Annotated in this window: 17 protein-coding genes and 1 pseudogene; 12 read left to right on the top strand and 6 right to left on the bottom strand. The window is 42.0% G+C overall.

Annotated features, from left to right (window positions below; translation table 11 throughout):
- Window positions 1-776: 776 nt before the first annotated feature.
- Genes BLQ87_RS29040 through BLQ87_RS29025 form a run of 4 tightly spaced genes read right to left on the bottom strand, consistent with a single transcriptional unit; the run spans window position 777 to window position 3519 of the window.
- Window positions 777-1502: a hypothetical protein gene (locus BLQ87_RS29040; protein WP_143010571.1), complete on the bottom strand. Its 726-nt coding sequence runs from the start codon at window positions 1500-1502 to the stop codon at window positions 777-779.
- Window positions 1503-1526: 24 nt separating this feature from the next.
- Window positions 1527-1901 (bottom strand): GntR family transcriptional regulator, encoded by a 375-nt coding sequence (locus tag BLQ87_RS29035; RefSeq protein ID WP_074612394.1) that lies wholly within the window; start codon window positions 1899-1901, stop codon window positions 1527-1529.
- Window position 1902: 1 nt separating this feature from the next.
- Entirely contained in the window at window positions 1903-2682 is a 780-nt protein-coding gene (locus tag BLQ87_RS29030; RefSeq protein WP_074612393.1) for a hypothetical protein, read from the bottom strand.
- A gap of 6 nt (window positions 2683-2688) precedes the next feature.
- Window positions 2689-3519, bottom strand: a complete 831-nt coding sequence (locus BLQ87_RS29025) for an ATP-binding cassette domain-containing protein (RefSeq protein ID WP_074612392.1) — start codon at window positions 3517-3519, stop codon at window positions 2689-2691.
- A 150-nt stretch (window positions 3520-3669) separates the two neighbouring features.
- Between BLQ87_RS29025 and BLQ87_RS34295 the strand changes: the two are divergent.
- Window positions 3670-3840 (top strand): annotated as a pseudogene (locus tag BLQ87_RS34295) (helix-turn-helix domain-containing protein); the annotation flags it as partial.
- Between the two features lie 2 nt (window positions 3841-3842).
- Window positions 3843-4205, top strand: a complete 363-nt coding sequence (locus BLQ87_RS29015) for a DUF5655 domain-containing protein (protein ID WP_074612391.1) — start codon at window positions 3843-3845, stop codon at window positions 4203-4205.
- A 10-nt stretch (window positions 4206-4215) separates the two neighbouring features.
- Here BLQ87_RS29015 and BLQ87_RS29010 read toward each other — a convergent pair whose 3' ends face one another.
- Window positions 4216-6621 (bottom strand): glycoside hydrolase family 3 N-terminal domain-containing protein, encoded by a 2406-nt coding sequence (locus BLQ87_RS29010; protein ID WP_074612390.1) that lies wholly within the window; start codon window positions 6619-6621, stop codon window positions 4216-4218.
- A 763-nt stretch (window positions 6622-7384) separates the two neighbouring features.
- Between BLQ87_RS29010 and BLQ87_RS29000 the strand changes: the two genes are divergently transcribed.
- From BLQ87_RS29000 to BLQ87_RS28955, 10 genes are all read left to right on the top strand, one after another.
- Entirely contained in the window at window positions 7385-8314 is a 930-nt protein-coding gene (locus BLQ87_RS29000) for an outer membrane protein assembly factor BamD (protein ID WP_074612388.1), read from the top strand.
- Window positions 8314-8640 carry a DNA-directed RNA polymerase subunit omega gene (locus BLQ87_RS28995; RefSeq protein WP_069379952.1) on the top strand — a complete coding sequence of 109 codons (327 nt, stop codon included), beginning with the start codon at window positions 8314-8316 and terminating at the stop codon, window positions 8638-8640. Before BLQ87_RS29000 ends, BLQ87_RS28995 begins: the two co-directional genes overlap by 1 nt.
- Window positions 8641-8683: 43 nt before the next feature.
- Window positions 8684-9889: a bifunctional phosphopantothenoylcysteine decarboxylase/phosphopantothenate--cysteine ligase CoaBC gene (gene coaBC / locus BLQ87_RS28990; RefSeq protein WP_074612387.1), complete on the top strand. Its 1206-nt coding sequence runs from the start codon at window positions 8684-8686 to the stop codon at window positions 9887-9889.
- Window positions 9890-9907: 18 nt separating this feature from the next.
- Complete coding sequence (gene porD, locus BLQ87_RS28985; RefSeq protein ID WP_074612386.1) at window positions 9908-10822, top strand: type IX secretion system protein PorD; 915 nt, start codon at window positions 9908-9910, stop codon at window positions 10820-10822.
- A 94-nt stretch (window positions 10823-10916) separates the two neighbouring features.
- The gene (locus tag BLQ87_RS28980) at window positions 10917-11306 is read left to right on the top strand and encodes a BlaI/MecI/CopY family transcriptional regulator (protein WP_317048297.1); all 390 of its coding nucleotides are present in this window, start codon (window positions 10917-10919) and stop codon (window positions 11304-11306) included.
- A gap of 3 nt (window positions 11307-11309) precedes the next feature.
- Window positions 11310-13271 carry a M56 family metallopeptidase gene (locus BLQ87_RS28975; protein WP_074612385.1) on the top strand — a complete coding sequence of 654 codons (1962 nt, stop codon included), beginning with the start codon at window positions 11310-11312 and terminating at the stop codon, window positions 13269-13271.
- Between the two features lie 112 nt (window positions 13272-13383).
- Entirely contained in the window at window positions 13384-15039 is a 1656-nt protein-coding gene (gene recN / locus BLQ87_RS28970; protein ID WP_074612384.1) for a DNA repair protein RecN, read from the top strand.
- 75 nt (window positions 15040-15114) lie between these two features.
- On the top strand, window positions 15115-15939 hold the full coding sequence (locus BLQ87_RS28965; RefSeq protein ID WP_074612383.1) for an enoyl-ACP reductase FabI: 825 nt from the start codon (window positions 15115-15117) through the stop codon (window positions 15937-15939).
- 62 nt (window positions 15940-16001) lie between these two features.
- A complete protein-coding gene (locus tag BLQ87_RS28960) occupies window positions 16002-17270 on the top strand; it encodes a carboxypeptidase-like regulatory domain-containing protein (protein WP_245723951.1) in 1269 nt (422 codons plus the stop codon).
- A 39-nt stretch (window positions 17271-17309) separates the two neighbouring features.
- The gene (locus tag BLQ87_RS28955; RefSeq protein ID WP_074612382.1) at window positions 17310-18383 is read left to right on the top strand and encodes a PA0069 family radical SAM protein; all 1074 of its coding nucleotides are present in this window, start codon (window positions 17310-17312) and stop codon (window positions 18381-18383) included.
- 6 nt (window positions 18384-18389) lie between these two features.
- Here BLQ87_RS28955 and BLQ87_RS28950 read toward each other — a convergent pair whose 3' ends face one another.
- Window positions 18390-19331, bottom strand: a complete 942-nt coding sequence (locus tag BLQ87_RS28950) for a hydroxypyruvate isomerase family protein (protein WP_074612381.1) — start codon at window positions 19329-19331, stop codon at window positions 18390-18392.
- Window positions 19332-19344: the final 13 nt, after the last annotated feature.

Here is a 19344-nt window from a genome sequence, read left to right as displayed (position 1 = left end):
TTCTGACTTGAAAAAATAGCTTTGGTTTTCATGTACTTTGAAACGGTACTATCTTACCTCGCTACGCTATAAATGACATCTCTTTAATGAACTTTTCGAATCACCTCACGGCTCTTCTTTTATGTTGCAATCTGCTTTCCTCTGTTTCTTCCTGGTCTTAATGTTCCTGGTTTCAGTTTCGGTATTCCGATCGTTTCAGTCTTTTTGTTTCTGTTACTAAACTCCGTTTGGTAACCCCCGTTTTTGTTGGGACTGCAAAGGTAGAAATCTTTTTGTTATTGTCAAGCTTTTTCTCAAACTTTTTTGCTTTGTTTTATTTGGTAATTAAACCAGTCAAAACAACGCTGACTTTATCTCTATTGCAATCTTTCAAATCCTTCTCTCTGTATCAATCTTTCTCTTCCTCCGAAGCGGGATGCAAAAGTAGGAAAATTTAACCGTTCTCAAAACAATTCAACCATTATAATTGTATCACCTCCCTAACTGCATGATTTACAAGAAGAAAAACATCAAACAAACTTAACGTAAGATGTACACCAAGCAACAATCAACCACAAACAGTCAATAAAACGAGGATTAGGATACAAATCAACCGATTATACGACCTATAAAACAAGAGTCAGCCCCAACCAACCTATATATACTATATAGAGAAGCGATCCAATCAAATGAAAAACCGGAATAGGTATACTATATATACTATATCCCTGTTCCACAAAAAAGGCCTGCAAAACTTGCAGGCCCAATCCTTCTTAATCCGGATTATATCAGAAATCCTATTTTTTCATTCCTTCCAGTGCTGTTCCATTCAAGGTTACCGTTGCACTGTCCGACAAATTATAATGGGTTTTAACAATTTTTGGATTCAAAAGCGATATTTGACTCTTACCTGGAACACTCAATTCTGCAAAAGCAATTTCATTAGAAGAATCAACGGTCAGACCCGCCTCTCCGGTACCAGCCTCTCCTACCGTAGCTTTTAGCATACCTGTCTTTACATGGTTCATATAAATGGAGGTAAACTTCCCAATCAGAAGATTCAGCGCATCCACCTTCAGGCCTTTAATCTTAATGTCTCCGCCACCATGGCGCCAGCCACCCTCATCTTCTTCTTTAGTAAAATAAGGAACCGTACTTATGGTACTAAGGGTATTTGAAAAAAGAATGATATCATCATCATTTGTGTTAAAGTTTCGTTTTTTACCTTCATCAGTCAGGTCAATCGTCAGTGTTGCTCCTGTCTGACTGATCTTAACAAAACCTTTGAGCCGATCCCTGATCCATAGACCTTCCTTTCCTCCCTTTTCTATGTTGATGGCAAATTTATTTGCCGCGTTAATCTGGACTGCTGTCAGCCCCTTAACCGAACTAAACTCCATCTCATTGAAACGATCTTTATAACCACCTTTTTGATAAGATGCTTTTAAAGAAAAGTTATAGGCAGTCAGCATCCCCAAGGAGACAACAGCTGTTGCAATAATAAATATAGTACTCAATTTCATCTTCTTTAATTTTATGTTTAACGATTACTTCTGATAAGTTTCTGATTTAAACTTTTCAAAGCGTTCTTCGATTTCCTTCATACTGATGTTCAGGAGAAATATATTCCTGAAAAACTCAGGGAGCTCATTTCCTAGAAAACGTTCCTTACTGTAGCCCTTTATTTTTTCCCCCGCATCAGCCGCGATAAAAAAACCTATTCCCCGCTTATTCAGAATGACTTCTTTATTCTGTAAAAACTCATACGCCCGAACTACCGTATTTGGATTTACCTGTAAATCCACAGCCAGTTCTCTAACCGAAGGAATTTTCTCATTAACCGGCCATTTACCCAGCATTATATTTTCTCCAACATAAGCAGCGATCTGCAGATATATGGCTTCGTTTTCTCTAAATTCCATATTAGACCTCTTTTTCTTTCAATTTAAAATAAGCCCCGATCCACAACAGCGCAATACAACTCAGGGAGAGGCCAAACATAACCGGCTCAATAGAAGGTAAGGGACGAATCAGATAATACCGCCCCCCCTCTTCTACACCAAGACTAACAAAAGGCACAACCTTCGCCAGTTTTGCATCGAAGAGCGCATCCGCGATGGGTTGATTGATCAAGACCGCCAAAAGGCAGAGTAACAATACCACAAAGGCGGTTTTTATAAAATGGATTTTTTCGAAAAAGATGGCGCCCAGAAATGCCAGGCTATGAAGAATTGCATAGAACAAAAAGACCAGCCTGTAATTCTCTTCTGCTGAGAACACATTCAAGATCTTCAATCCCTGACTTTTACCTGAATTGCCAATCAGAAGAACAATGAAGTCTACTGCATAGAAACTCAATACAAAGACCAATTGAAAAATCACAAAGGAATAAAGCCAGGCCACTAAATACTTCTCAAAATGAGAAACCGGCAGGGTAAGCATGGAAATTGATTTCCTTTTATCTCCAAAATCTGAAAAGATCATACTTGTAAAAATTGATCCTGCGCCCAGCAGGAAAACCCAGAAGATCGCAAGTTGGGCTTTTTCATGAATGGGACCACCGCTTACATAGGAAGAAAACCCAAGTATGGCAGTCAGCAGGCCCAACAATACGGCTACAGACAGCAAATAGGTTTTATAATATTCGGTAGTATGTTTACTAAAAAGAAGCGAAAATCTTCGAAAGCTAAATGTATTGTTCATGGGGCGTTATTTTAAAATGTCAGTTACTGATTTATGATCACTAATGATGGCATTGAAAAGCATTTCCATATCTACCTTACTAAAAGTTTCATTATGGTTTTCGCTAATCGTATTGATGCCTATCGCATTTGACTCCTCGTACAGGATCGCAGCTTTATTAGCCTGCACAGCCGTGGTAAACTGAAGGCGTTCGGCAATTTCATCCAGACTACGGTTCAGCACAATCTCTTGCTCATGTAAAACCAGCACGTTATCGATGAGGCTATCCAGGTCGCGAACCTGATGCGTAGAAATAACGATACAACGTTCATCCGTCAGTGCTCCTGCGATGATTTTTCTGAATTTAACTTTAGAAGGGATATCCAGACCATTGGTCGGTTCATCCATAATCAGCAAAGCGGTATTTGTAGCCAAGCCAAAAGCAATCATTACTTTTTTCTGCTGACCAAAAGACAGTTTACCCAGTACATCCGAAACCGGAACATCAAACTCCGCCAGCATCTTAAAATACTGCGCTTCATTAAACTTAGGATAGAAATGCCCTGTACTGCCTGCAAACTGACTGGCAGTAATCGATGGCAAATGCATTTCCTCAGGGATAAAGAATAGCTCCTGCAAAAAACCTGGTAAACGGTCTGCAGCATGATATCCCTTCAGAGAGCAAAGCCCTTCCTGAGGAAAGACCAGGCCTGCAAGATTTTTAAGGAGGGTAGATTTACCCGCTCCATTCTTGCCCAGAAGACCATAGATATGGCCCATCTGAAGCTTCAGGTTCAGGTTTTTGAACAACAGGTTCTTTTTGCTGTATCCAAAAGTTAGGTTGGAAATTTCTATCATAGCGTTACAAATTTAGTGTACCACTTAACTAGTACACTACAAATGTATACAATAGAATTACTTCTCCAAATATTTTAAGCTTTTTTTATTTTCCAGCCATTTAATTGTTGCTGAATTCCCCATAGGTGATGATATAAACTTGACACTACCGTCTTCAGATGTTTGAGCGACATCAGATTACCCGAAGCAAAAGAACAATTGCGTTCAGGAAAAACCATCAAAGTAATTTCAGATAACCCCGGCTATTCCTCAGTTCAACATTTAAGCAGGGCTTTTCGGAAAAAATTCGGAATTTCACCAGGCAAAATGAAAACGAACTAATCATGGAACATTCAGATCAAGCCATAGCAGATTTCCTGCAAAATAAATCGGCGGCCAGTATTGCGCTTCTCGACAAACTTGTCGCTACTTTCAAAGAAATCGGAGCTGTCGAATTCCATGCGGCAAAAACCATGATTGCTTTTTCCGCCAGAATAAATTTCGCCTATGTCATACAGATGGGAAAAGATTTTATAGACATCGTGCTTCCTTTTAAGCAGCCCTACGAAGACAACTTATGCTTTCGAAAGATTAAGGCCGTCCCAGGCAGTGACGACTATAACCACCATCTGCGAATTTACCTGCCCGAAGACTTAAACGAAGAAGTAGTCGGCTACCTCCGGATGGCCTACGAAAACGGAAAATAAAACCCTGTCCTTAAGGCAGGATTTCAAATTCCTGTTTCAGCTTAATAGCTTCGGAAGACTGGCCGATCATGACCCTGAATTTACCTGGTTCCACCCTCCAGTTCATGTCTTTGTCCAAGATCGAGAGGTCGTCCGGATGCAGCATAAACCTAACCGTCTTCTCTTCTCCCGGGAGCAATGTAATCCGCTCAAATCCCCGTAGGTCAGAATCATAAGTGGTCACGCTGCTCACCAGATCTTTAAGGTACAGCTGCACCACATCATCTCCTTTGCGTTTCCCGGTGTTTTTTACCACTACGCTAACTTCGATATCAGAACCCGCTTTTTGCGTCGGCTGTTTTACCTGCAGGTCAGTATACTCAAAAGTCGTGTAACTCAATCCATAACCAAAAGGGAACAATGCCCCGTTTACACTCGTTTTACCATAGCCGTTATTTCCACTACTCGGTTGCCCTGCCTGTGAAGCCGGCTTAAAAGGAAAGTTGTATTCCAGCTGGCCAACAGATTTTGGGAAGGTGATTGGAAGTTTCCCTCCGGGATTATAATCACCGAATAAAGTCTCCGCAATGATGTTTCCACTTTGCGGGCCAGGGAACCAGGCTTCCAGGATTGCCGGTAAATAACGGTTTTCCCAGTTGATGGTTAATGGCTGTCCATTGATCATCACCATGACCACTGGTTTTCCTGTGGCATGAAGTGCCATTAACAATTGCAATTGTCGTCCCGGCAGGTTTAATCCCGTGCGGGTAAGACTTTCTCCAACCCTTTTCTCATCTTCCCCAACCACTGCAATGATCACGTCGGCCTGCCTTGCCTGTGCAACGGCTTCGTCAATTCCAGCCTGCTCGGCTGCAGAAAGAGGGCTGGGAATAATTTCACTTTCCGGCCAGTTGGGATCGATGATGTCGCAACCTTTCACATAATTCACCTGAGCATTGCCACCAATATATTTTTTGATGCCATCAACCACCGAGGTCACCGGGTTATTTGACGGCCCGTACCTGCTTGTTGTATAGTTTACCTCTGCAGCCAAGGGCCCGGTAACGAGAATATTTTTCAATTTCTTAGCCGCTAAGGGCAGCAGATTTTGCTCATTTTTCAGGAGTACCAGTGACTCGCGGCTCAGCTCAGCCGAAAATGCTTCACTTTTCGCGGTATGGACCACCTGGTCTGAATTTTTCGTATTTGGAACATAAGGCCGGTCGAAAAGACCCAACCTGAATTTAACCCGCAATACATGGGCAACCCTTTCATCAATCGTTTTCATGGAAACCTTTCCTTCCTTAATCAGTTCCCTCAAAGGCATGATGTATTGCTCCGGCATCGTAAAATTGGTCCGCACGTCCAGCCCGGCTTCCACGACCTGTTTGATTGCACCTTTATAATCATCCACTACATGGTGCTTTGAATAGAGATACTCGACAGCTTCGCTATCAGAAACAATGTATCCCTTAAACCCATATTTTTCTCTCAGCAATTCTGTCAGAAAATAATGGCTTCCGGTAACAGGAACCCCGTCGTAATCGTTGTAACTACTCATCACCCCCATTGGCGAAGCTTCCTGAACCACTCTTCTAAATGGATAAAGGTGAATCTGATGCAACTCTCTCAAAGCAACATGTGGATCAGTACGTGCATCCCCATCTCTCCCGCCTTTAGGTACACTATATACCGCAAAGTGTTTTAAGGTTGCTGCAACTCCGTTTTCCTGAATTCCAAGTACCATTTGCTTGCCTAGTTCGGCAATATGAAAAGGATTTTCTCCATAACATTCTACCACCCTTCCCCAGCGCTGATCTCTCGCAGGATCTAAAATAGGGGCATAAACATTGGTATAACCCAATGCCTTCGCTTCGCGGCCAACAATATCCCCGGCCTGTCTCACCATGGCTTTATTCCAGGTACTTCCAATATTTATAGGTGCAGGTAAAGGTGTTGCGCGGTCATGACAGAGCCCATGAATGCCTTCGTTGGTAAAATCAACGGGAATCCCCATTCTCGTTTCTTCAATAAACCATTTCTGAAGTGTATTGATGGCATCTGCATGTTTACTGAAGGGGTAAGAATAAGCGGTTTGTGCTTTTTTATTATAGGCAAGGCTGTTTAAAGCCTCATCAATATTGGCGATCCCATCCTTCCAGACCTTCGTCTTCCATTCTGCGGTGGGCATCTCATCTTTCAATACCCTTCCATAACCATATAGGGTAGCCATCTGACAGGTTTTCTCTTCCACTGTCATTTGAGAAAGCAGATCGGTTATTCTTTTTTCTATTTCCTGTGATGGATCTTCGAAAACATCTTTCTTTCCGCTTTTATTAAAGTCAATCCAATTTTTTTGGTAGATATTTTTATGTTGGGCAAATGAAGCGCTCTCCAAAAAGAAGAGGGCAGCACAAAGCATCAGCGTCTTTTTCATTAATATATCATTTGATTTTTATCGGTCATGAAGCTATCATAGGCATGTTCATTGCTTTTTGTAAGCGGTATGCTTATCATGGTTTCGTCATGATGGGCAATTGCAACATCCGGTTTTCTAAATTCCACTAAAATAAGGCAAATTAATTGTTCCGGAATGGCATTTCCCTCAGTGATTTTAGCATTTCTATCCCTGTCTTTTCCTTAATCTCCGGAAACTTCGCTCTTTTTATCCGACCAGGATCATCATTTTGTTCCGAAGGAGGCCGACAGAATTTGTATAAGCCATCACCTAACGGAGACCTGTCCAGGCCCCATGCTATCCAGGCTGTACAGGCCGCGTGTAAAGTCCTATTCGGAATACCACCGAAATCGAACAACTGTTTTAGGTAAAGCCCTGCCCGGAATAAGCAAAAATACCAGGTTCAGAACTGCCTTAAAACAGGTTTTACCTATACGCGCTCTAACCAGGCTCTATACTCGGTCTATACTCGGTGCAACCGCGCTTGAAAGCGTGTTAAAGGCGGGTAAGTACCGGGCATAATCCGAGGCTTTTTCCAGTCATTATACAACCAGATATCCACTTCCCATTTAGCGGTCTTCTCCAGTACCCTTATTCCATTTTTTTTGAACAGGAAAATCCGCTCCATAAACCCTAATTTGTTAAATTATGTTAAGGGTTTGACGGGATGAAACGCTTTACATAGCTTAGCGTCCTATTATTTTTAATTGACGTTATCGTATTATTAACTTATCTTTGCAGAATGTTTAAAATTAAACACGTATTACTATTAAGTTTCACCATCATAGCCCTGACTATCGCGGGTTGCAAAAGCCAGTTTGAAAAAATCAGATTGAGCAACGATGTAGCCAAGAAATATCAGGAGGCCATGAAGCTTTACAACAAGAAGAATTACAGTAAAGCGATCATTCTGTTTGAAGACCTTTCTCAGAAATACAGGGGAAGAGCAGAAGCCGAAGACTTAAATTATTACTATGCCCTAACCTTATATAAATTAAGGGATTACACCACTGCAAGATATCAGTTCAAATCATTTGCTGATACTTATCCAACCAGTAAGTATGCAGAAGAATGCAGATATCTGGGTGCTTATTGCTATTACCTGGAATCACCAAAATCTTCTTTAGATCAGGAGAATACTTATAAAGCAATTGATGCTTTACAGTTGTTCATCAACTTCTATCCTAAGAGTGAGCGTGTAGCTGATGCCAGTAAATATATTGCCGATCTACGTGCAAAACTGGAAACTAAGGCATTTGAAAATGCAAAGTTATATTACGATTTAGGCGCATGGGATATCAGCAATTATAAATCGGCAGTTATTGCTTTGAAAAATGCGCAGATTGATTTCCCGGATATTAAATATGCAGAAGAGATGGATCTTTTGATCGTTAAATCTCAATATTCATATGCTAAAAACAGTATTGAATTACGTCAGGAAGACAGATATAACGAAGCCATCACTTATGCTGATGAATTTGTAGAATCTCATCCTCAGAGTAAATTGGTTGATCAGGCTAAAGCTTTAAAGAAAGATAGTGAAGCCGGTATAGAACATGCAAAACGTGTAATTGCCGAGTTCCAGAAGGACCAGGAAAAATATAAAGCAATGCTTGAAAAAGAAGCTAAAGCAGATAGTACCAATACCAAAATTAAAACCCCAATCAAATAATGAACACGAACAAACCTGCTGTACCGAATACTACGGTTACTAGAAATGTTAATGATTTAGATCAAAAAACTGAGAATATCTATGAGTCTTTAGTAATTATTTCTAAAAGGGCTAATCAGATTTCAAACAACATTAAAGAAGAATTACACGGTAAATTAGCCGAGTTTGCTTCTTCAAATGACAACCTGGAAGAGATCTTTGAAAACAGAGAACAAATCGAAATCAGTAAGCACTATGAGCGTATGCCTAAGCCTTCGTTAATTGCTATTGATGAGTTCCTGAATGATAAAATTTATCACAGAAACCCTGCTAAAGAGCAACAATAAGATCAGGCATAGGTATTAAATTGCATTCTTGCATTAAGAAACCATGCTAGAAAATAAAAACATTATTCTTGGCGTTTGCGGCAGCATTGCAGCATATAAATCAGCGATACTGGTCAGGTTACTGGTAAAGGCTGGCGCAAACGTTAAAGTCATTCTTACGGCCGATGCGGCGAATTTCATTACTCCGCTCACCCTGGCTACCCTATCAAAAAATCCTGTTTACACCCAATATTTCGACGCCGAAACCGGTGTCTGGAGTAACCATGTGGAATTGGGCCTTTGGGCTGATTTTATGGTCATTGCTCCGGCAAGCGCCAATACATTGGCTAAAATGGCCACAGGCATTTGCGATAATCTTTTAACAGCAGTCTACTTATCGGCCAAATGCCCTGTTTTTGTTGCCCCGGCAATGGATCTGGACATGTGGAAACATGAAAGTACACAACAAAACATCGAAAAGCTTTTATCCTACGAAAACGAGGTGATCCCTCCCGGAAAAGGAGAGCTTGCCAGTGGTTTATACGGAGAAGGCCGAATGGCTGAACCGGAAGAAATTCTTTCTTTTCTGAATGAAGCGGCAAAAAAAGGACTTCCATTGTTAGGGAAGAAAGTACTCGTTACTGCCGGACCTACCTATGAAGCAATAGATCCTGTCCGTTTTATCGGGAATCACTCTTCCGGAAAAATGGGTTTTGCCATTGCAGCAGTCTTTGCTGATTTAGGCGCAGAAGTAACCCTGATTACCGGACCAACCGCGGAAAAGGCGACCACAGCAATCAAAAGGATCGATGTAGTCAGCGCAGCGGATATGTTGGAAGCCTGCAAAGCAGAATTCCAACAATCAGACATCATGGTCATGAGTGCCGCCGTAGCAGACTATACCCCGGTTACCGCAGCCAGCCAGAAAATTAAAAAGACAAATCCGGAATTTAGCCTGGAACTGAAAAAGACAGAAGATATTCTGGCTACCCTCGGACAAACAAAAACAGCACAACAAATCCTTGTCGGCTTCGCCCTGGAAACAGAAAACGAAGAAGCGTATGCAAAAGCAAAGCTGAGCAAGAAAAACCTTGACCTGATTGTGCTCAACTCACTCAACGACAAAGGCGCCGGCTTTAAGGGAGATACCAATAAAATCACTATATTTAATAAAGCTGCTGAAAAAGTGGTTTTTGAAACAAAATCAAAGAATGAAGTTGCAAAAGACATTTGCAATGAAATATTAAAATTAGCTTTATCAGCTTCCTGACTATAAAAAACGCTCCAAATGAAACAACGCCTCTTTCTCTTTGTCCTCTCTTTCTTTCTTTGCCATACTTATATTCATGCCCAGGAATTAAATGCAAGGGTTACGGTAATGGCGCCAACTGTGCCTAATATCAATAAGAGAAACATAGAGGTGTTACAAACCACCATCAGGGAGTTTTTAAATAACAACAAGTGGACCAATGAAACCTATACTCCTCAGGAACGTATAGAAACTAATTTCGTGATCACTGTGACGGCCTGGGATGGCAGCTCCGGTTATAAAGCAGAAGCGCAGATCCAATCCAGCAGACCGGTCTATGGAACTGCCTATAACAGCACGATTTTAAACATCAGCGACAAAGACTTCGATTTCAACTATAATGAAGGGCAATCTTTAGATTATTCCGATCAGAACTTCATTTCCAACCTGAGTTCTCTGCTCGGATTTTATGCAAATACCATTATCGGACTGGATAAAGACAGCTTTAGTAATCTTGGCGGAACCCCGTTTTACAATAAAGCGCAAAACATCCTCAACCTCGCACAACAATCCGGCAATAAAGGCTGGAAAGCATCCGATGGTTTGAGAAACAGGTATTGGCTGAATGAAAATCTGCTCAATAAAAGCTTCGAGGATTTAAGAGAATTTATCTATAGTTACCATTACAACGGCATGGACCGTCTGCAGGAAGACAAGGATAAAGGCTCCAAAAAGATCATCTCCCTGCTTTCCGGGCTCACAAAAATGGACCGTCAAAAACTGGGTTCGATCTTCCCTAACGTATATTTCGCTACCAAAGCTGATGAAATCGTTAACCTGCTTTCTATCGGAAATCCTCAGGAACGCTTAAAAGCATACAACCTCCTGGCAGACATTGACCCGGCGAACATCAACAAATACGAAAGCCTAAAACCTGCCAAACAAGGTCTTTAACAGTAGGTTATAAAAAAAATACCTGTTTTTCTTATAAAATATTTTGTTTATACGAATAGATTCGTACATTTGATTACGAAACAATTCGTATATAATGGATATGACAGCAGCGGCCCCCCTTAAACCTACCGAAAGTGAATTAGAGATCTTACAGATATTGTGGGAAAAAGGAAATTGTACGGTAAGAGAAGTCCACGAGATTTTAGAAAAGAATAAAGATGCAGGTTATACCACCACCTTGAAACTGATGCAGATCATGTCGGAAAAAGGATTGGTAGTTCGTGATACTTCTTCCAAAACCCATATCTATAAAGCTGTCGTTAACCAGCAGAAAACAGAACAACACCTGGTCAGTAAAATGATCGACAATGTGTTTAACGGTTCTGCGGCAAGATTGGTCATGCAGGCATTGGGAAACCATAGTGCCAGTCCCGACGAAATTGATTCTATCAAAAAATACCTGGATAACCTTAGCAACAAATAAACCATGGAAGCAATTGTAAACAACCTGATCAAAGCCACAGGCTGGAGTATCTTTCACTCCTTATGGCAAGGCGCCATCATTTATGCCATTTTGTTCTTAACTGTAATTGCACTTCCAAAGTTGAGGTCTCAATTGAAGCACAACCTCGCTTATGGAGCCATGTGCCTGATCTTTGTTTCCTTTTGTATTACCTTTTTCTCCATCTTTAAACTCCCTGTAGACAATGGAAGCATTGCCGGAGCAGAATTACACATCAGTGCTGTTTATTATGAGTACCTGAGCAGCCTGCCCCAGGAAATCAGTAGTAAAACCGAAACCTTGTTCCCCTATATTGTGAGTGTTTACGGGATTGGAATCGTCTTTCAGCTCTTTATCCTGATCGCAGGATACCGAAAAATGAACCAGCTTAAAAATGCGACACAATTGGCCGTGCCGGCAGAATGGACCGCTGTATTTGAAGCAATGGTTTCCAAATTAAACCTCAAACAACAAATTGGGTTTTACCTGTCGGAAAAAGTGAATATTCCACTGGTCATCGGTTATTTTAAACCGGTAGTCTTATTTCCGATTGCCCTGGCCACACAGCTTGACCTCAAACAGGTGGAAGCCATTCTGATCCACGAACTTTCACACATCCGTAGAAATGACTACCTCCTAAACCTCATCAAAACGGGGATAGAAACCATTTTGTTCTTTAATCCTTTCATCTGGCTAAGCGGCAGGTTCATCAACATAGAACGTGAACATGCCTGCGATGACCTTGTGGTAGAACTCACCGGGACGCCGGTAACTTATGCCCATGCCTTGCTAAAGCTGGAAATCCTGAAAGATAAATCCGCCCCTGCCCTTTCTATGGCGGCGACAGGGAAAAATCAACATTTGTATCACCGTATTAAAAGAATCACAGACATGAAAACGAATTATATGAATGCAAAACAGCAGATTTTTGCAATCACACTCACGATTGCTACGGTAATTTCCTTAGCATGGGTTAAACCTTCCAAAGCAGAGAAAGCAACCGTTCATACTGCCCCTCTTACCGAAGACATGGAGATTGCCGGCGTTGGCTTAAAATTCAAAGTTCAGGACTTAAAAGCACTGAAATTAATACACAATACGTCATATCAGCCTTCAGATACCACTAAAAAGAAACGCAAGTTTAAAATCATCACCGTAGATGCAAATGGAACCAAACATGAATACAATTCGATTAAAGAGGTTCCTGATAGTTTGAGAAGCGAAGTTTTTGATAAGACTTTCGTCAGCTTTCCAAAATCAGGTGAGTTCAACGTTTTTGTAGACAGCATTACCTCGGCAAGCCTTGCCTTTTTGAAATCTCCGGAGTGGAAAAAGAACATGGAGAACATCCACAAACAGGGTGAAGTCATCAGCAAACATTTCAACTCTCCGGAATGGAAGAAAAACATCGCTGAAATTCAAAAAAACGGAGAAAAAATGAGCAAACACTTCAATTCTCCGGAATGGAAAAAGCAACAGGAATCCATTCAGAAAAAAGCAGAGGAGATGAGTAAATATTACGACTCTCCGGAATGGAAAAAACAGGAAGAAGGGATTAAGAAAAGTGCGGAAGAAATGACCAGGCATTTTGATTCTCCGGAATGGAAGAAAAACATGGCTGAAATCCAGAAGGGAGCAGCCGAAACCGGTAAATACTTTAGCTCTCCGGAATGGAAAAAACAACTGGCCGAGATCCAAAAAGGAGCAGAAGCAACCGGTAAATACTTCAACTCTCCGGAATGGAAAAAACAAGTAGACGAGATGCACAAAAACGGTGCTGAGGGCGGGATCGTTTATGATTTGTCTGAGCTTAAAAAAATGGCTCATGAAAACAAAGAGGTCCGTAACTCCGCTGAGTATAAAGCACTCAAGCAAAAATTCGATAAAGAAGTAGAAGCGCTGAAAAAGAAAAAAGAAGCTGAAGCTGCGGCAAAAACGAATAATTAAGGCATTAAAACCACAAATAAACTAAGATGGAGGCAGGGGATTTTTCTTCTGCCTTTTTTGTGGAAAAGTATGAACACCCATTGATTAAGTTTTCATATTTTAGCAGCGTAATATGCTACAGAAACTTTCTATTCGTAACTACGCTTTAATAGACAGTGTTGAACTAAACCTGGACAAGGGTTTAAACATCATCACTGGAGAAACAGGTGCCGGTAAATCCATCATGCTGGGCGCCCTCTCGCTGATTTTAGGCCAGCGTGCAGAAACCAGATATTTCTTTAATCAGGAAAAGAAGTGCATTATTGAAGGACAATTTCTGCTGACAGACCATAACCTGCAGCATTTATTTGAAGACAATGACATTGATTTTCATGAGGAAACGATCTTAAGGAGAGAGATTTCTACCGATGGGAAGTCGAGAGCTTTTATCAATGATACCCCTGTTACCCTTGTGGTGATGAAACAGGTAGGCGAAAAACTGATTGACATTCACTCCCAGCATGCTACTTTAGAAATTAACGATCCCGGATTCCAGCTTTCTGTCGTAGATACACTGGCAGACCATCAGTCGTTGCTATCTGAATACCGCCAGGGTTACAAACAATATAAAAAATATCTGCAGCATTTATCTGCCCTGCAAACCGCAGCAGATGAAGCGAAAAGCAGACAGGATTATGAACAGTTCCTATTCAATGAACTGGAAGCGGCAGATCTGAAAACGGACGAACAGACGCTTTTAGAAACAGAGCTCCAAACCCTGAACAATGCAGAGAGCATCAAGAGAAGTCTGGTCAATGCTTATAACCTCTTGTCTGAAGAAGAAGCCTCTGCACTCCCTATTCTTAAAGAAGTCATCGTTCAGCTCCAGAGTATAGAACGTTTTAATGCAGATTATGCCACCTTAAATGAGCGGCTGCGCTCGGCATTGATCGAACTAAAAGACATTGCTGCAGAAACCATGAACCTGGAAGAAAGCATTGTCTTCAATCCGGTCCGGATCGAAGAAATCAATGGCAGATTAGATGTAATCTATACGCTTCAGCAAAAACATAAAGTCAACAGTGTAGCCGAATTGATTGGCATTCGCCAGCAATTGTCAGACAACCTGAACACCTTACTTAGCGGCGATGAAGAGATTGACCGCCTGAACAAAGAAATAACGGTCTTAAAAGCCGCTTTGCTGGAAATGGCGGAGACCCTGTCTGCCGACCGCAGCAAATCTATCATTAGTACCGAAAACCAGGTTGCCGCAGTCCTCCAACAGGTAGGAATGCCCAAGGCCAGGATCAAAATAGAAAAGACCGTTCTTGAAGAGCTGAATAAAGACGGAAAAGACAATATTGTACTGTTGTTCTCTGCCAATAGCGGCCAGCCACCTGCTCCGGTAGGGAAGGTCGCTTCCGGAGGAGAGCTTTCCAGACTGATGCTGGCCATCAAATCCATCATGGCCAAACATACTGCTTTGCCTACCCTGATCTTCGATGAAATTGATACTGGTATTTCCGGCGAAACCGCATTACGTGTAGGTGATGTGATCGGGGATCTGGAGAAAAATATGCAGGTGATCTGCATTACCCACCTTCCTCAGATTGCAGCCAAAGGAGAAGCCCATTATTTCGTGTATAAAAACGAAAAAGGAGTGCGCCCTACTACCGGTATCCGCAGGTTAATTCCCGCAGAGCGGATTCAGGTCATCGCAGAAATGCTCAGTGGCAAAGATCCGGGTAATCCAGCCATCGCAAATGCAAAAGAACTTCTGGGTTATTAAAAAGGCGTATAAACCGGCTTGTATTTGTTAATTTTTATTACTTTCGACACGAAGTAATATATAACAAAACAAGAAATTATGTACAACTTATTAAAAGGTAAACGTGGCATCATCACCGGCGCACTGGATCAGAATTCCATCGCATGGAAAGTAGCTGAAAAAGCGCATGAAGAAGGTGCAGAATTTGTGTTAACCAATGCCCCAATCGCCATGAGAATGGGAGAAATCAATGCTTTAGCCGAAAAAACAGGCTCAAAGATCATTCCTGCTGATGCAACCAGCGTAGAAGACCTGACTAACCTATATACCCAATCACAAGAAATATTAGGTGGAAAAATAGACTTTGTACTCCACTCGATCGGAATGAGCGTCAACATCCGCAAAAAAATCCCTTATATGGAATCCAATTACGATTATTTCATGAAGGGAATTGATGTTTCTGCGCTTTCTTTTCATAAAATGTTAGCAGTAGCTAAAAAATTAGATGCCATTAGTGAAGGTGGGAGTGTCGTGGCCCTGACGTACATGGCGGCACAGAGAACTTATCCTTTTTATACCGATATGGCAGATATTAAAGCCATGCTGGAATCCATTGCCAGAAGCTTTGGCTATCATTACGGCCTGGAGAAAAAGGTCCGTATCAATACGGTTTCACAATCTCCGACAAAAACTACTGCAGGTTCAGGAGTTAAAGGCTTCGGCGACTTCTTTGATTTTGCAAATTCTGTTGCCCCACTGGGCAATGCAGATGCAGAATCCTGTGCAGATTATTGCATTACCCTCTTCTCCGACCTTACCAGGATGGTAACAATGCAGAACCTGTTCCATGATGGAGGTTACTCTTCTACAGGAGTAAGTGATGATGTGATGAAAAGACTCGGAATCGAATCAGAATCCTGATCAACCATAGACAAGTAATGAAAGCCCTGAAAAGGGCTTTTTTTATGCTTTTAAATCTATAAATGATTGGCTACATTAGCCAGATGATGAAATGGTACTCCTGCTGTGTTTTGCTTTTATTTTTCTCTTTTAACAGCTTCGGGCAAAATTTATTCAGTATTTCGGGAACGGTTAAGGATGGGGAAGGAAAGCCGCTTCCCGGAGCAGGCATCTATTTAAGCGGATATAAAGCAGCCACAGTATCTGATGGCAATGGGCAGTTTATATTGAGCAATGTAGCGGTGGGCAATTACGAGGTCCTGATCCAGATGATGGGCTATCTCCCCCTCAGTAAAAACGTGTTGGTTTCAGATAAATCAGTGAAAATAGAGGTCATTCTAAAAGAGAACACCATTCAGCTGAAAGAGGTGGTCATCAAAGCGGACCCAAACCGGGCACGTTACCTGGAAATGTTCAAGGAACATTTCATCGGAAAAACGCCTAATTCTGAGAAATGTAAAATCCTCAACCCTCAGGTGATTCAGACGGAATACGACAAAGAAAGAAAAATATTGAGGGTCACCGCCAATGAATTCCTCCTCATCGAAAATAAATCATTGGGCTACCGTATTAAATACCTGTTGGAGTATTTTGAAAGGGATTTCTCTGCCAATGTCGTTTTCTATGCCGGCCACCCTTCCTTTGAAGAATTGCCTGCCTCCTCCTCAAAAAGAAAAAGCTGGCTGAAGAAAAGAGAAATCGCTTATTTTGGTTCTTCTACCCACTTTTTCCGTTCTCTATATCAGAACACAACGAAGACAGAAGGTTTTATCATCCATAAGATGAGGAGCGTCGCCAACCGAAACAGGCTTCCGGACAGCCTCATTAATGCCAGCATTAAACGCTTATACAAACCTGGAAATACGATTGTCCGCATTGGCCCCGGTTTTACCTCTCCGTTAAACGACTCCATCAGTTACTGGCTCAAGCAAAGGGCGGTATCAAAATCATTAAACGTCCTGGACAGGTCAGAAATCTTAACAGACACCCTGGCTACCCAATTGTATAAAGAGGTGAAAACGATGAATTTCGATGGAGACCTGTACATTGTCAATACCAGAGAAAACGAAACTGAAGATTACACCGCCTTTTCCGGTCATTCCGTTGCCAGGCCACTGGATATCCCCAATTACCAGATTTCCACCCTTCACATCCTGAAAGGTCCCATTCATTTTTACCCTAACGGAGGTGTTTTTAATCCAAAATCAGTCCTTCTTGGTGGTTTTTGGGCTTATGAGAAGATCGCCGACATGGTTCCTATGGATTATATCCCTAATGTAAAAGAAGAATAAGCATTTGTATTTTGCTAATATTATTAGTAATTTTAACTAATGATATTAGACGAAGAACCTAAGGACAATTACTTTAAAGGCAGGGGGGCACAGTTCAACCCGCACAACAGGTTTGCGAAGAACGATTATGTAAAAGAACATGAGGAAGGAATAGACGACTGGGAGGAGGAAGACCATAAGACGAGTTTCATCATGGGCCAGAGCAAATCTATCGTCAATAAAGTGGCCAGTCCTGATGTAGGAATGGATTATTCCTTAAATCCCTATCAGGGATGCGAACATGGCTGTACCTATTGTTATGCCCGGAATGCCCACGAATATTGGGGATTTAGTGCCGGCCTTGATTTTGAAAGGAAGATCATCGTCAAGAAAGATGCCCCACAATTGTTCAAAAAGTTTCTGGAGCGCAAGGGCTGGGATGCAGCTGTCATTTCCCTTTCCGGCAATACCGATTGTTATCAACCCGCAGAAAGGCAATTCAGGATCACCCGGTCTTTGTTGGAAATTGCTCTGGAATACCGTCAACCGATAGGTCTGATTACCAAAAACGCATTGATCCTCCGGGACCTGGACCTGCTAACGGAACTCGCAAAGCTAAACCTGTGTATGGTATATGTCTCTATCAACAGCCTGAATGAAAAGCTCAGACAAAAGATGGAACCCCGGACCACGACTGCCAAACAGCGGTTAAAAGTAGTGGAAGAGCTCAGTAAAGCAGGTATTCCCATGGGCGTTATGGTTGCTCCCCTCGTTCCCGGACTAAGTGATCATGAAATTCCGGCCATTTTAAAAACGGTAGCCAGTGCAGGTGCTCAGGCAGCGGGTTATACGATTGTGAGGCTGAACGGCGCAATTGCCGGCATCTTTGAGGACTGGCTGCGCAAGAATTATCCGGACCGCTTTGAAAAGGTATGGCATGCGATTCAGTCCTGTCATGAAGGAAATGTAAATGACAGCAGGTTTGGGGAAAGAATGAGGGGAAATGGCAACATCGCAAAGCTGATCAGAGACAGCTTTAAACTGCATTGCCGGCTGAACCATTTAAATGAAAAGGTAATAAAACTGGACTCTGGATTATTTAAAGTTCCACAAGCCCAGTTTAGCTTATTTTAAGCGTTTTTAAGAAAGAAAATCATCCGACTCGCGATAAGCCTGAATTACACGTAGTTCTCCCTCCTTACCCCCTTTAGAATTCCCGTGTTCCATTCCCATCACGCCTTTATATCCTTTGTTATATAAGTGCTTGAATAAATTCTTATAATTGATCTCTCCGGTAGTTGGTTCTTTCCTTCCCGGATTGTCGCCGATCTGGATATAGGCAATCTCGTCCCAGCAACGGTCCATATTTACGATCAGCTGCCCTTCGGTCTTCTGCATGTGGTAAATATCGTACAGAATCTTGCAGGAAGGGCTGTTTACGGCTTTACATACATTAAAGGTTTCATGCGTCTGCTGCAGGAAAAGCTCTGGTGTATCGCTCAATGTTTCCAACACCATAATCAGGCCATGCGGTTCAAAGATCTCTGCTCCTGCCCTCATCGCATCCACTACATTTGCCATTTGGTTTCCATAAGGAAGTTTACGTTCATAAAATCCCGGAACAACGGTCAGCCATTTGGCATTACATCTTTTTGCTGCTTCTACAGAACGCTTGCAGGTCTCCACAAACTTATCTTTAAATTCTTTTTTCCCTGTAGTGAGAGACGTTTTCCAGTTGTCGCCACCATCGACCACAAAAACGCCCATCCTCATGCCCAGTTTGGCCAGCAAATCACCAATTTTCTTTTGTTCTTCTATAGGCCTGCCGAGATAGCCATTGTCTTCAATAGAGCGGAAGCCCTGATCATACATATACTGAATCTGATCCAGGAAACTCTTTCCTGCATGATTGGCAAACATGCCCTCATGTGGTGCGTAATCCAGGTTAAAGGTCTTGCCTGCAAGTCCTGTTGCTGCTGTTGCGCTGCCTGAAGCAGGTGCCGCCGTTGCATTCAGAGAAGATCCGGCCAATGCCGCACCTGTGGCAATAAAGCTATTTCTTAAAAATTCTATTCTTTTCATAAATTATGCTTTG

It is taken from the genome of Pedobacter steynii (genome assembly GCF_900103665.1).
GTDB classification, from domain to species: Bacteria; Bacteroidota; Bacteroidia; order Sphingobacteriales; family Sphingobacteriaceae; genus Pedobacter; species Pedobacter steynii.
The sequence above is the reverse complement of the archived record's forward strand: the minus strand, read 5'-3'. Positions and strand labels throughout refer to the sequence as shown.